A 13549-nucleotide genomic window follows, 5' to 3' on the forward strand; every position below is an offset into this window, starting at 1 on the left:
TGGGATTCTAACGCTAGGCGTTAGTATGGAAATTGTGGCTAAAGAAACAATCAGCGAAAAGGAGCTGCAGCGCCGCTTTGAAGCGGAAGCGCTGCCCTTGCTAGATCAGCTCTACGGTGGTGCCTTGCGCATGACGCGCAATCCCCAAGACGCTGAAGACCTAGTGCAGGAGACCTACCTCAAGGCCTATAAGTCCTTCCATTCCTTTACTCCGGGTACGAATCTCAAGGCATGGCTTTATCGCATCATGACCAATAACTACATCAACTCCTACCGCAAGGCGAAGCGCCGGCCAACGGAGTCCTCGGCTGATGACTTGAGTGATTTTCAGCTCTATACCACCGCCGGACATGATTCCACCGGTCTGGAATCCGCCGAGGTAGCCGCGCTCAAGGACATGCCGGATTCCACCATTTCAGAGGCCATGAATGACCTGCCCGATGATTACCGCATGGTGGTTTATTACGCGGATGTGGAGGGCTTGGCATATAAAGAAATTGCGGAAATCATGGACACTCCTTTGGGCACAGTGATGTCTCGGTTGCACCGGGGAAGAAAACTACTCCGAAAAGCGTTGAAAGACGTGGCACGAGAACAAGGTATTGGATTAGAACACCCAGACATGGAGGAGAAGTAATGGAACGCGCAACGGAACACAACTGTGGTGCGTGTAGCTCCCCAGAGGTACAGGCCCTCCTGTGCGAGCTTCTCGATGAATCCACCACCTATGCCCGCGCGCTCGCCATCCGCGAGCACATCGCCCAGTGTGATTTTTGTCAAAAGCGCCTCGAGAGCGAGGAGATTATTCGTTCGCTGGTGCGCAACTGTTGTAACGGACAGGCCAAGGCGCCGCAGGCGTTACGCCGCCGCATCTCGGTTGAAATCACCCGCATCGAGACCACCTGGTAGTGCGGACATACGGCACGGGCTGCTAAGCGGCCTGCGCCGATTCGGCAAAGCAAAAGCCCGGCTCCTACGGTCTGTGATGACCGAGGGCCGGGCTTATGTGCTGTGCGTTATGCGCCAGGACGCTTGCCGTGATTAGCGGACTTCTTGCGGCGATCCTTGCGCTTGCGACCACGCTTGCTCATTGCGCACTCCTTCGTTGAGGGTAACTGAACTTTATTCAACTTTAGCGGCTAAGGGCGCCGAAACGAAAATTGGGGGCCGATGATTAAGCGGAAACGCGGGCGCGTCCACGGCCGCGGTTACGGCGGCGCTTGAGGGCGCGGCGCTCCTCTTCAGATAGACCGCCCCAGACGCCGGCGTCCAAGCCGGACTCCAGTGCCCACTTCAGGCAGGAAGAGGCAACGGGACAACGGTTGCAGACCAACTTGGCCTTAGCGATTTGGGTAAGTGCAGGACCAGAATTGCCTACTGGGAAGAACAGCTCGGGGTCTTCGTCGCGGCAAACAGCTTCGTGGCGCCAATCCATGATTGATATCTCCTAACAAAAATTCGACAGCAGAAAGCACAAGCACTTTTCATAAATGAAAAGCAACCAATGCCATGGGTGGGTGGTTGTGTGAACTGGTCTGCGCGCAGTGGGACCCGGTCTCGAGGTCGGGCCAGCGTCGCCGCCGCCAATGGTCCACATTGTGGTTACTTGAAGTTTCCTTCAAGTTAAGAAGAGGTTTACGTCCTCTTTCTTTTTGCTACCCAAGAATCATGACATGTTTACTCAGGCTCCGCTAGGGGTAGAGGCGAAAATGTGGTAAACATCACTGAATGGAAAGTGATGTGGGGGTCATTTAGATAGACGCTGGAGTTGAAAGAAGCCTGTGAGAAACGCGCTGAACTGGCGCATTGACTGAAACTACTTGAGTGTGGTGACTGGAGAAGCGTCAAATCTGTCCGGTTAGCCCTTGCCCCCGCGAAACCTGAGTGGCGCACAAGAAAATGGCGTTGCCCGTGAGTAGACTGTGGGCTTGTGTCCAAACAAAACAAGAAGGTAAACACAAAGCAAAATGCTGCCTCCACGCGGTCGATTAGTGGGGAAAAAAAGACCCAGCACGGTGCGCCGCAACCAGTCCTCGTGGCCGCAGCACTCGCCGTGATTCAGTCCATCGCCGTAATCTGTTTTGGCATCTTCCTGATCGTGCGCGAATTGACCGGTGCGGAAAACGGCTCCATGGTGTCGGATTCGGGCTCTGGAAGCTTTGTGGGGCTAGGCACCGCACTCTTTATCTTTATCGTGTTTGGTTTTGTCATCATTGGCGCTTGGGCCATGGTCAAGGGAAAGCGCTGGGGTAGGGGAGCCATTATTTTGGTGGAGCTAATCTTGGCGGCTAGCTCCTTCCAAATGTTTAGCGGTGGATCGCCGCTACTGGGCGCGGTGACATTGCTGAGCGCCGCAGTGGTCATCTTCTTGCTGATGTTCGTACGCGCCTCCACTGAGTGGGCGGCAGCAAACTTCTAAAGTCATCTTCACGTGTAAAAGGCCGCGCCCGGGAAAACCCGAAATGCGCGGCCTTTTTATGCGATGGTGGGGTACTAATCGGCGCTAAGGCCCACTACCTTATCGCCGCGGGCTTCCACAATGGTCTCGCCCGCTAAAGTGAGATAAACGGCACCGTGGTAGGCGCCGCGGTCAACCGGGATGGTTCGCAGGGTCTTGCCAGTGGACCAGTCCATGACTGCAATTCCTTCTTTGGTAGGCACCAGCATCTGCTCGTTGACAGCGATGGGGGTGCCGATGGCCTCTTCCACGATGCGATCAACCGAGAGGTCGCTCGGCTTAAAGAGGTAAAGCCGGGAGCCATCAAACCAGGTCATATGGTGCGGCAAGTCCGCAGTTGCCGGCGCGAAGGGGGAGTCGCCGGTGTCTATAGCCGGAGAAGGCTCTGCTGGGGAAGAGTCGAGCTTTTTACCTTCATTGTTATATGACTCGATGGAGGGGTGTGGTCCTGGCCGGTATACGGCGGCGGCCTTTTGGCCTACGGCGACAAGGCGGGCGCCATCGGTAGCAATGTCCACATCGGCGGCGATGTCCGGTTGACGGGAATCATCGGGGGTGGTGTCTTGGAAGCGCAACCAGGTGGTATTCGGCTTATCGGGGCAGGACTCGGTCAGGGCTAAGTTCTCGGTACGGGTAAGGGCCGAGCTGAGCGTGCAATCCTCATGCGGTTGCTTGTCCGGTTCTTGTTTTGCCTCCACGTCACCGTATTCAACGGTACGCACCATATCCGAGCGCCACAGATCGATGCGGTCGGTGGAGGCCGTTCCTACCCGGTCATTGGAGGATATGGGTACTACCTCGTCCGAATTTATGGCACTACGGGTGCTGTCATACTCACCAGTCGCGGCATCAATCGCCACGGTATCTCCGCAGCCCAGACCGGTCTTATAAGTAGCTACTATCTTGCCCCATGCAGCAGACAGTGAGCACAGTTCGGCGTCAGTGCGCTCATAGGTCCATGCTTCGGAACCGTCCGGATTGGTAGCCGTGAGCGTGTGATCCGCATGCGTGATGGTCAGGCCGTGCGCCGAAACCGCCCGGTATTGGCCAGGCACCGGTTCATTGGGGAGGCTGAAGGACTCGTGGAGGTTAGTCGGAACTGTGGAAAGTGCGGGTGCATCCTTTTCCCCAGGAACGGCCGCCTGGCTCAAATGTGCCTGATTGATATTGGCAGTGACGGCTGCACCGCCTACCGCGATGGCGCAGACCACGGCAATGATGCCGGTGGCCTTCCAATCAGAGAGCGTGGAACGCAAAATGGGAGCCTTAGTCATCGGCGGCCTCCTCGTCGGCGCCGGGAGCTGCCGCGGCGCGCAGTGGTACGGGTGGGGGATTTCTCGCGGACTGAAACCTGGCCTACAACCTTGGTCTCGGGGCCTACGGTCTCCTCAGCATCCGCGGGGATGTCTAGCGCTTGGGCCAGCTCTGGGGAAGTAGAAAACCATTGTGGCGGCTCCGGCTCTCCCAAATCCAGCTCATCGTTAATGACTTGCCATTTGCCCAGCTCATCGTAGCCCACCAAGGTGATGGCGGTACCGGTATGCCCGGCGCGACCCGTGCGACCAATACGGTGGACAAAGGTCATTGGATCATCTGGTACCTGGTAGTTGATGACGTGAGTGACATCATCGACGTCGATACCGCGGGCAGCAATATCGGTGGCGACCAGGATGTCTACCTGGCCGGAGCGGAAGGCCTGCAGGGATTTCTCGCGGGACTTTTGCCCAAGGTCGCCGTGGACGGCTCCCACGCGGAAGCCGCGCCGGGCGAGATCATCGGCCAAATGGGCGGCCGCTCGCTTGGTACGGGCGAAGATGATGGTGCGCCCGCGGTCGGCAGCCTGCAGGGCGTGCGCGACGATGGCAACCTTATCCATGCGGTGAGCTTGGAAGGTGACCTTGCGGGTGGAGGAATGAGTGAAATCCTGCTCGCCCGATTCGGCGCGGATATGGATGGGCTTATCCATAAAACGGCGGGCCAGCGTTAAAATCGCGCCCGGCATCGTAGCGGAAAAGAGCATGGTCTGGTGCGCATTGCCATCCAGAGCCTGCAGGATGGCCTCCACCGAGGGTAAAAAGCCCAAATCTAGCATCTCGTCGGCTTCATCGAGTACCAAGATGGCCACGCGGTCTAGTTGCAGATTGCCGCGCTCGTGGAGATCGATCAGGCGGCCAGGTGTACCGATGATGACATCGGCGCCCTTATTGAGCTTTGTGATCTGTTCCTCGTAGGGCCGGCCTCCGTAGATGGAAACCAAACGCACCGGTATGTCAGCGGCGGCTACCTGCAGGTCTTTGGTGACCTGCTGGGCAAGCTCACGGGTGGGGACCACCACGAGGGCGCGCGGGGTGCCATCGAGCTCTTCGATATCGGCATCATCAAAGACACGATCCAAAAGCGGCACGCCAAAGCCGTAGGTTTTGCCCATGCCGGTGCGCGCTTGGCCAATCAAATCCTGACCGGACAAAGCGATGGGCAGGGTTAATTCCTGGATTGCAAAAGTACGCGTGATGCCACGGGTGGCGAGTCCATCGCAGATTTCGGCCGCAACGCCGAGTTCCGCGAAGCTCGGTGGCTGGGATTTTATGTCAGACACACCTTGATAGTAGCCGGGATGGTTATAGTGGGGCCATTGACAATAAAACTCTAGTTAGAGGAGGAACCCTCATGGATATCAAGTTTGGCTTCGCAGACACCGCTCGCGAGCTGGTCATTAGCGCTGCAGGTGACCAGGCTGACCTGACGCAGAAGATCAATAGCGCCCTGGCGGATAACTCCACCTTGGAACTGGAAGATGACAAGGGCCGCAAGTACCTCGTGCGCACTGACCGCGTGGTCTACGTTGAGGTGGGCATTGCGAAGAAGCACGCCGTGGGATTCGCCGGCGCCTAAAGACGAGCGCACCGGTCTGCTGATTCAGATTTTTAAAAATAAACGGGTAACCTAAGGCCCCATGGAAGACAGGGAGACTCGCCACGCTCACCGGAGCCAGGGCCATTCGCCGGACCACCCTAATGCGGTGGTCCGGTTTGCGCGTCAATATGGCTGGTGGCGCGTGGTGGCTATCCCTTTGATGATCGCCTTGACCATCTGGTTCATTGTCGATATCGCCACCGCTTCCTCCTCTGAAGAAGGGGCGGAAGAAACTACCACAGCTGCCCCGACGAGTGCCGAGAAAATCGGGCCTGATCCGGCTGATGCGGAAGCGGTCAAACGGGAAATTAGTGAGATGCCGCCCGGTGGGGCGTTTACCAAGCAGGGAAAGGGCACTTTCCATGAGGTGGGCGAGCCCGGCGCCGTAGCCGGTAAGGGTGGCGCGCAGAAGGTGCGCTATTCCATCGAGGTGGAAGATGGCCTCAATACCGCACCGTATGGCGGCGATGATTCTTTTGCAGCCATGGTGGAGGCCACCCTTTCTGATCCGCGCGGCTGGACCGCGCACAAGGACTTCGAGTTCGAGCACGTGGCCTCTGATGCGGATCCAGATACCCGTATCCAGCTGACCTCCTTGGGTACCGCCGCGGAGCGGTGCGGGGAGAAAATTGAAACGGAAACCTCCTGCCATACCACCATTACTGGCGAGTCCACCACGGTTATTAATGAGGCTCGCTGGGTGCGCGGTGCGACGCCGTTTGAAGGCGATATGGGTAACTACCGCCAGTACGTTATTAACCACGAGCTGGGCCACGCCATTGGCTATGCGGCCCACCAGCCGTGTGGTGGGCAGGGCAAGTTAGCTCCGATCATGATGCAGCAGACCTTGGATCTCAATAACAAGGCATTGCACGATCGCAAGCCCAGCGAGGTCTATCCTGATGAGGACGTGACCTGTGCAGCTAACCCGTGGCCTTTCCCCAACCCGGATAATAAGGATCCCCACCAACCCGAATAGGAGTTAAGGATGCCGCTTCCCCCAGAGCATGTTTTAAGCGCCTTTCACGCGGAAACTGGTGCTACCGGTACTCGCCGCGCTCAGGGCGATCAATTAGGCCCGGTGTGGGATAACGGCATCAAGGTGGGGGACGTGGTCTATTCGCAGGCCAGTCCTTTTGCTGCATGGTCCGCCAAGACGCGCGAGCGCCTAAGTGTGCAAGGCGCCCGGGTTTCCCGGCCAATTTTATCTAGCGATGGCCGTCATACGGCCGCTGGCTGGAAGGCCACGCAGTTTATTCCGGGGCAGGTCCGGGGGCGCATTGATGAAACCGCACAGATGGCGCTGCGCCTTGATACGGCTATGGCCGAGGTGGCACTTCCCACCGGGCAGCGTGACGATGTCTTTGCTCGCGCGGAGCGCGCCGCGTGGGGAGAAACGGGGGAGGCCTATCGCCCAGCTCTGCTTGCCGACGTCCCTCTTATCCCCGCCCACACCGCTCTTCTCACCACCACGGTCTATCACGGCGCCAACCCGCCGGGAATCGTGGACATTGTGCCGAGCGAATTTCCGCGCCCAGCCGGTTGGAGCGCCGCCCTAGTCATCGTCGACGGGCTTATTGCTCAGGCGGTTGATGATGAGATCTGCCAACGCTTTAGCCACGTGCCGGGCATGCAGGAGCTGCTCTTGCGTGCAGTGTCGTATCGTCGTCATATCAACGATCTGCATCCTGCTTCGCATTCAAACGCGCGTTCGCACATTGAACGGGTGGAGCAATATCTGGTGTCGCGGGCATCTGCCATACTGGAGCGGTGAGTTACGACCCCCATTCCACCGCGCGTGCGGGAGTGGTCCTCCCACCGTCCCCGCAAGTGCGCCTCGTTCCCCGTACCCCGTCCGCCACGGCCCGCAGCTGGCCGGTTGACCTGCCCGAATCCGGTTCCTGGAAAGTAACCGGTGCGGCAGGCAGTGGCGTGTCGAGCTTCCTTATCGATACCGTCATTCATGCCCTGGACAGAGCCCAGGAAACTGGCGCGGATCCCTCCGGCATTCTCGTTATTGCGCCCTCGAAGGAATCCGGTGCCCGATTGCGCCGCGAACTTTCTGAACGCCTCGAGAATTACGCCGCACAGACCTCAATGGTGCGGTCTGTGCACTCCTTGGCTTTTGCGTTACTGCGCACGGCGGCCGAGGAGGAGTTACGGCTCATTACCGGTGCGGAACAAGATGCCGTCATTCGGGAGCTACTTATCGGTCAAGCAGAGGACGGCCACGGTTCCTGGCCAGAAGAGATGCGCCCCGCGCTGGAATATGTGGGCTTTGCGCGGCAGTTGCGCGATTTCCTTTTGCGCTCCATTGAACGAGGTCTGGGCCCAGGAGACCTGGAGCGCCTAGGCCACGAATATGGCCGCCCTATGTGGTCCGCCGCGGGCGAATTTCTGCGCGAGTATGAGCGCGTGCAGCTCCTCTCCCGTTCCCATTCATACTCTGCTGCAGAGTTGGTTACCGCGGTTCTCCAACGCCCTGAATTACTGCGCGATCATCCCTTCCACACCATTGTCGTCGATGATGCTCAACTGCTCGACCCCACCGCAGGAAAGCTCATTCTTGGGCTAGCTGCGCAGGCCAACCTCGTAGTTGTGGGTGGAGATACAGCCCAATCTGTCTTTGCCTTTCGTGGTGCTAGCTCGCGCTTTTTGCAGGACTTTCCAGCCGAGCATGACATTGAGCTCACCGAGTCCTACCGCAGGCCCACACCGGCGTGCATCTCTATCGTGGATTCGGACGGTCGGCTGCGCGACGTCGTAGCTAATACCGTGCGCCGCCGCCACTTGGAAGATGCCGTGCCCTGGCGCGACATCGCTGTCATTGTGCGCTCTACTAGTGACATTGGCCAAATGCGCCGCACCCTCCTAGCCGCCGGTGTGCCCGTACATATCAATCCCACCGACGTTGTCTTGGCCGAACAGCGTTTGGTCTCCGCTGTGCTGCTTGCACTGCGCGCCTTGGAGGAGGAACTATCTAACTCTGAGTTGGAAGAACTACTCACCGGACCTGTGGGTGGCGCCGATCCTGTCACCCTGCGCCGACTGATCCGCGGCTTGCGCCGCTGGGATTCCACCACTCGGGGCATCGATAGCCTCCGGGGCCTTCTCTACGGCGAGCTCCCAGACTTCAACGGACAGCTCACTGAACGGGAATATTCGATCCTCGAACGCGTTCGTGCAGTGCTCAGTGCCGGCCGGGAAGCGCTCACTTCCGGCGCTTCGGTGGAGGAGATTCTGTGGGCTGTGTGGAGTGCTACCGACCTGGACAACCGTCTACAGGCCTCGGCCTTGCGCGGTGGTGCAACGGGCTCGCAGGCCGACCGCGACCTAGATGCAATGATGGCGCTTTTTGACGCTGCTGGAGACTACGTAGAACGCCGCCCGGATTCTTCACTGAGCGCGTTTTTGACCCATATCACTGAACAAGAACTTCCCACCGGCGTGCGTGACCGCCGTACCGCCATTCCGCAGGCCGTAGAAATCCTGACCGCGCACGGTGCAGTGGGCCGCGAATGGGATACCGTCATCGTGGCCGGCGCCCAGGAAGGCAGCTGGCCTTCGCTAGGAGAGACTGGCTCCATCTTCGGGCAAGAAGATCTTATCGATCTCCTCGACCACGATATTGATCCCGATACTCCCGTCAGCCACATCGCCTCCCGCTTGGCAGAGGAGCGTCGTCTCTTCCACGTCGCTACCACCCGCCACCGAAAGCGCTTGCTCATTACTGCCGTGGAGAATCCAGAGGGCGATACGGTCTCCGAGCCTTCTCGGTTCATCGACGAATTCGCCGGACGTGGTGTCGATGTTCCCGGTCAAGCTGCGCGTCGCCAAGCAAAGCGGGCGCTGCGCCGCGCCCAACTCCCGCGCGAATTGGGCCTCGATGTGCCCGAACCCGCACCCGTTTCTTTGCGCGATGGTCTGGAGATTGATCCACTCGATGTTGCGGTGTTGTCCGTGCCGGCCTTTGTCGCGCAGCTGCGCCGGGTAGTTAGCAATCCGGAATCTGGTGAGGTTGAACGCAAGCAAGCTGCCCGCCAGCTCGCGCGGTTAGCGGCGGCCGAGATCCCCGGCGCCCACCCGGAGCAGTGGTGGTCGGCGCGTTCCGTTGCGGCTGAACTGCCGTTGCATACTAGCGGCAGTTTATCGCCCTCTCGCGTAGAAGCGTTGCTCAACTGCCCGCTCAAGGCTGTGCTGGGCAATGTGGCTGAGGATCCAAGTACCGAGGAACACCTGCTCCGCGGTACGTTGGCCCACGCCTTCTTTGAAGCCATTGGCCGCGGTATGGATGCGGAAAAGGCCAAGCTTTTGGTGATGGAGGCTTTCGAGCGCATCCAGGACGTGCCGCAGTGGCAATTGCGATTCAAACTCGATGAGTTTTCCGCGCTATTGGACCGCGCCCGCGAATGGGCGCGCCAATCTGAGGTCAATCAAGAACTAGTGGGCGTGGAAATTCCTGTGGGCGTACATGTCGGTGAAGGCGTGCGCATCGGCGGCTATATGGACCGTCTCCTTCGCGATGAAGAAGGAAACTACTTGGTCGTGGACCTCAAGACCGGGAAAACCCAACCGGCCAAGAAAGAAGCCGAAGACCATGTGCAGTTAATGACCTATCAGCTCGCGCTTGCCCATGGTGCATTCGACGGCCATCAGGTCCACGACGGTGAAGGAATGCCGCGCCAGGGAGGGGTGCTGGTTTACCCGGGCGCAACCACTAAGAAGATTGGCGAGATTTGGCAAAGCGATAAATCTCCGGAAGCACTCGAAGAATTCGCCGCACTTCTGCCCCCGCTGGTGGAGGAAATGCGTGGTCCGCGCATTACTGCGCGTACCAATAAAGACTGCGATAAATGCCCAATTCGCTCCATCTGCCCCGTGCAGGAAGAAGGAAGGATGACCACCGATGCCTAAGAGCAACTTTTCCCCACAGCAAATCGCTGCGGCCTTGGGCAAGGATTTCCCGCCTACCGACGAACAAGCTCATGTCATTGAAGGCCCATTTAGCCCCAAACTCGTGGTTGCCGGCGCTGGTGCTGGCAAGACAGAAACCATGGCCTCGCGCGTGGTGTATTTGGTGGCCAATGGTTATGTGCGACCTGAACAGGTTCTTGGCCTGACCTTTACCCGCAAAGCCGCGCAACAACTGGAGCAACGCATTCGCAGGCAGCTGATTCAACTGCGCGATTCCGGTCTCATCCCACCAGGCAGCGATGTGGCAGAAGCATTAGAAAACATTGCGCCGAAGGTATCCACCTATGACTCCTACGCCGGAGAACTCGTTCGTGAATACGGCCTATTAGTTCCGGTTGAGCCCACCGCGCGCATCATTACTGAGGCCGAGCGCTATTCCTTAGCCTACGATGTGGTGCGCAATTACACCGGCCAACTAGAAGACGATCGCACCCTAGCCACAATCACCGAGACCCTGCTGAGCCTCAGCCAGGATATTGATAACGGTCTCAAAGACACGAGCCATATCGCTGAGCATGCGCGCGATTTTCGCGCAGATATCGATAACCTTGACAAATCGAAGAAGAATGGCCCCGAATACTCTCAAAAGCTGCTGGGCTATATCCAGACACAGGAACGCCGTGTGCAGTACGTACCGCTGCTGGAGGCCCTGAAAAAGGAACAATCCGAGCGACAAGTCATCACCTTTGGCGAGCAAATGTCTGTCGCCGCCCGAGTAGCGCGTGATTATCCTGTTGTGGGCAGGCAACAATCCCAGCGCTACAAGGTTGTCATGTTGGATGAGTACCAAGACACCTCCTATGCCCAGCGCGTTCTACTTCGAAGCCTTTTCGGCGGCGAGAAAGATGAATTGTCGGTTACGGCTGTAGGCGATCCAATGCAGGCCATCTACGGCTGGCGCGGCGCGACCTCTGAAAACCTCACCGCCTTCGTGGAGGATTTTCCAGTCGAGTCGGGCACACCTGCTCCGAAGGACCAATTGACTACCTCGTGGCGCAACCCTTCTGGTGCGCTGGATTTGGCTAACTCAGTGGCGGAGAGGGTATTTGAAGGTGTTGAGCGTCCCGTGGATGAACTTTCTGCCGCCCCATATAAAGGCGAGGGTGAAATCCAGCTGGCCTACTTTGAAAGCGAAAATCGCGAGCGCGAATTTATCGCCGAGCATTTGAAAAAGCAGTGGGACAAACGCGAGGGAGACACCTTCAGCGCAGCGGTTTTGGTGCGTAAAAATAGGCAGTCCGCACCTATCGCTGCGGCTTTAGACAAGGCGGGCGTACCTAATGAAATCATCGGTCTCGGTGGTTTGTTGTGGCAGCCAGAAATCCAGGATCTCGTGGCGATTGCCACGATGCTCGTACGCCCAGAAGATCTGTCTGCAGCAGTGCGGGTACTGGCTGGCCCTATGTGCGGTTTGGGGATTAGCGATATTCAAGCCCTCGCTTCGCGTCAACGAAACCTCGCCGGAGCAAGGGAGGAGCGCTTGCGTTGGGAACCAGGAATGGACCCGGAAGATTACCTGCGAGCGCAGTTGGAAGATGTCACCGCAGAAGAACCGGATCAGCGCGTTGGCCTTGCCGACGCCCTGGCTGACTTGGGGGAGAGGGACCGCTATACCCCACAGGGCCTTGCCCGCATGGAAGAGGTATCTGCCAAACTGCGGCACTTGCGCACCTATTCGCTATCCAAGCCGCTGGTGGACATCTTCGCTGATATTGAGGCATTGTTTAACATCCGTACCGAAGTCTTGGCGCGCGGAAGCGCGGGGGGAACGGCCCACTTGGATAAATTTGCCGATATCGTCGCTAGCTTCCACGGTGATTCTTTGTACGCACTCTTGGACTATTTTGCGCTTGCACTCGAAAAGGAAGATGGCCTTGATCTGGGTGAGGTTCCTTCCGCCACGGACCGTGTGCAAATTATGACTGCGCATAAGGCCAAGGGCTTGGAATGGGAGCATGTCTGCGTGGTGCATGCTGATTCTTCTAGCTATAACGCGCAAGCGGAGACCTTCCTTAGCAGGATCGACAAGGTCCCGGGGGAGGACGACTATATTGAGGTCCCAGAGGATGCCGAAAAGCGCTCGCAGTTCCAAAACGCCTGCGAAGAATTTAAGAAAGCAGATAGTGCCCTAAAGGCGGAAGAATCTGCGCGCCTTTTTTATGTTGCATTGACCCGTACCGAATCCACGCTGACCGTTACTGGCTCGGGAACCAATAACGCTTCTGGGAAGAGCAAGAAGGCGCCCTATGAATACCTAGAGCGCCTGAAAGAGCAATTCCCGCAGTACGTGGTGGAATGGTCCGTGCCAGATGAACCGTCCGAGGAGGACTTTGGTGAGAGCGCACAGTTCCCAGCGCTGAAGGCTAACCCTGAGGCAGTTGCCGGTGCCGATGCGGTGCTTGAGGCAATGGAAGAACTTCCAGACCTCAGCCACGGTGAAACCTTTGAGTTGTGGGAGCAGGAAGCTGGCGCTCTTATTGAAGAATACAGGGCTCTGCAACAGCCGGTGGTAGACGTTGAGCTACCCAGCGAGCTGACTGCTTCTGACATGGTTGCGCTGCGGGCAGATCCACTCCAGTTCGCACGCAGGCAACGCCGTCCAGTGCCGTTTAAGCCGAATGCTTATGCCAAGCGCGGTACCGCCTTCCACGCGTGGTTGGAGGACCGCTTTGGCAGCCCTGCACTATTGAGCGAGGAAGAGCTGCCGGGTACTGATGAGGCGGCGGACTATGACTTGGAAAAGCTGAAAAAAGCTTTCTTGAGCTCGGAGTGGGCACAACGTCAACCGGAATACGTAGAAGCGCCCTTTGAAATCACCATCGGTGAGGCCGTGGTGCGCGGGCGCATGGACGCGGTATTCCGCTTGGACGACGGCACGTGGATGGTGGTGGACTGGAAGACAGGCCGCCCACCCCAAGGGGAGGCTATGGACGCCGCCAAGATACAGCTTGCGGTTTATGCAGAGGCATGGCAGCGTATCCATGGCGGAGAGAAGATTCGCGCTGCTTTCTACTATGTGCACGATGGTTATACCTTTGAGCCAGCCCGCCTTCCACGTGGGGAAGAGCTAAAGAAACTCCTTGAATCGTCAGTTGAGCACCAAAAGGGCTAAGGTATGTGAGCGGTTGCGTAAGCACGCAATCTCTTGAGCAATCATTCGAGACCAGAAAAGGCGGGGCTAGTGGGCAAAAATCGTGCGCGAGC

12 protein-coding genes are annotated in these 13549 nt (G+C 58.1%); 8 read left to right on the forward strand and 4 right to left on the reverse strand.

The genetic code is table 11. The features are described 5' to 3' along the window. Positions 1–25 precede the first annotated feature (25 nt). Together ACP8J1_RS03225 and ACP8J1_RS03230 are read left to right on the forward strand one after the other, a co-directional pair. Positions 26–637, forward strand: a complete 612-nt coding sequence (locus ACP8J1_RS03225) for a sigma-70 family RNA polymerase sigma factor (RefSeq protein ID WP_023020790.1) — start codon at positions 26–28, stop codon at positions 635–637. After that, entirely contained in the window at positions 637–909 is a 273-nt protein-coding gene (locus ACP8J1_RS03230) for a mycothiol system anti-sigma-R factor (protein WP_023020791.1), read from the forward strand. The genes ACP8J1_RS03225 and ACP8J1_RS03230 overlap by 1 nt, the downstream gene beginning before the upstream one ends. 107 nt (positions 910–1016) lie before the next feature. On the opposite strand, the gene ACP8J1_RS03235 is transcribed toward ACP8J1_RS03230, so the two are convergent. Next, complete coding sequence (locus ACP8J1_RS03235; protein WP_100067784.1) at positions 1017–1091, reverse strand: 50S ribosomal protein bL37; 75 nt, start codon at positions 1089–1091, stop codon at positions 1017–1019. Positions 1092–1174: 83 nt separating this feature from the next. Next, on the reverse strand, positions 1175–1435 hold the full coding sequence (locus ACP8J1_RS03240) for a WhiB family transcriptional regulator (protein ID WP_005322377.1): 261 nt from the start codon (positions 1433–1435) through the stop codon (positions 1175–1177). A 495-nt stretch (positions 1436–1930) separates the two neighbouring features. On the opposite strand from ACP8J1_RS03240, the gene ACP8J1_RS03245 reads away from it, so the two are divergent. Beyond that, positions 1931–2419, forward strand: coding sequence for a hypothetical protein (locus ACP8J1_RS03245; protein ID WP_023020792.1), 489 nt, complete (start codon positions 1931–1933; stop codon positions 2417–2419). Between the two features lie 74 nt (positions 2420–2493). Here ACP8J1_RS03245 and ACP8J1_RS03250 read toward each other — a convergent pair whose 3' ends face one another. Continuing rightward, positions 2494–3732, reverse strand: a complete 1239-nt coding sequence (locus tag ACP8J1_RS03250; RefSeq protein WP_023020793.1) for an Rv3212 family protein — start codon at positions 3730–3732, stop codon at positions 2494–2496. Beyond that, positions 3729–5054 (reverse strand): DEAD/DEAH box helicase, encoded by a 1326-nt coding sequence (locus ACP8J1_RS03255; protein ID WP_023020794.1) that lies wholly within the window; start codon positions 5052–5054, stop codon positions 3729–3731. The genes ACP8J1_RS03250 and ACP8J1_RS03255 overlap by 4 nt, the downstream gene beginning before the upstream one ends. Positions 5055–5125: 71 nt before the next feature. Between ACP8J1_RS03255 and ACP8J1_RS03260 the strand changes: the two genes are divergently transcribed. From ACP8J1_RS03260 to ACP8J1_RS03280, 5 genes are all read left to right on the forward strand, one after another. Then, positions 5126–5350, forward strand: a complete 225-nt coding sequence (locus ACP8J1_RS03260) for a DUF3107 domain-containing protein (RefSeq protein WP_023020795.1) — start codon at positions 5126–5128, stop codon at positions 5348–5350. 61 nt (positions 5351–5411) lie between these two features. Beyond that, positions 5412–6350, forward strand: coding sequence for a DUF3152 domain-containing protein (locus ACP8J1_RS03265; protein WP_023020796.1), 939 nt, complete (start codon positions 5412–5414; stop codon positions 6348–6350). A gap of 9 nt (positions 6351–6359) precedes the next feature. Then, entirely contained in the window at positions 6360–7145 is a 786-nt protein-coding gene (locus ACP8J1_RS03270; protein WP_302518355.1) for a hypothetical protein, read from the forward strand. Positions 7146–7177: 32 nt separating this feature from the next. Then, positions 7178–10285: an ATP-dependent helicase gene (locus tag ACP8J1_RS03275; RefSeq protein WP_198010454.1), complete on the forward strand. Its 3108-nt coding sequence runs from the start codon at positions 7178–7180 to the stop codon at positions 10283–10285. After that, entirely contained in the window at positions 10278–13457 is a 3180-nt protein-coding gene (locus ACP8J1_RS03280; protein ID WP_302518353.1) for an ATP-dependent helicase, read from the forward strand. Before ACP8J1_RS03275 ends, ACP8J1_RS03280 begins: the two co-directional genes overlap by 8 nt. Positions 13458–13549 lie beyond the last annotated feature (92 nt).

Source organism: Corynebacterium sp. LaCa_205, from assembly GCF_057458085.1.

Coding starts and splice junctions, on each gene's coding strand:
- ACP8J1_RS03240 (WP_005322377.1), bottom strand. CDS start 1,435: ATGGATTGGCGCCACGAAGCTGTTTGCCGCGACGAAGACCCCGAGCTG.
- ACP8J1_RS03230 (WP_023020791.1), top strand. CDS start 637: ATGGAACGCGCAACGGAACACAACTGTGGTGCGTGTAGCTCCCCAGAG.
- ACP8J1_RS03225 (WP_023020790.1), top strand. CDS start 26: ATGGAAATTGTGGCTAAAGAAACAATCAGCGAAAAGGAGCTGCAGCGC.
- ACP8J1_RS03260 (WP_023020795.1), top strand. CDS start 5,126: ATGGATATCAAGTTTGGCTTCGCAGACACCGCTCGCGAGCTGGTCATT.
- ACP8J1_RS03265 (WP_023020796.1), top strand. CDS start 5,412: ATGGAAGACAGGGAGACTCGCCACGCTCACCGGAGCCAGGGCCATTCG.
- ACP8J1_RS03250 (WP_023020793.1), bottom strand. CDS start 3,732: ATGACTAAGGCTCCCATTTTGCGTTCCACGCTCTCTGATTGGAAGGCC.
- ACP8J1_RS03270 (WP_302518355.1), top strand. CDS start 6,360: ATGCCGCTTCCCCCAGAGCATGTTTTAAGCGCCTTTCACGCGGAAACT.
- ACP8J1_RS03280 (WP_302518353.1), top strand. CDS start 10,278: ATGCCTAAGAGCAACTTTTCCCCACAGCAAATCGCTGCGGCCTTGGGC.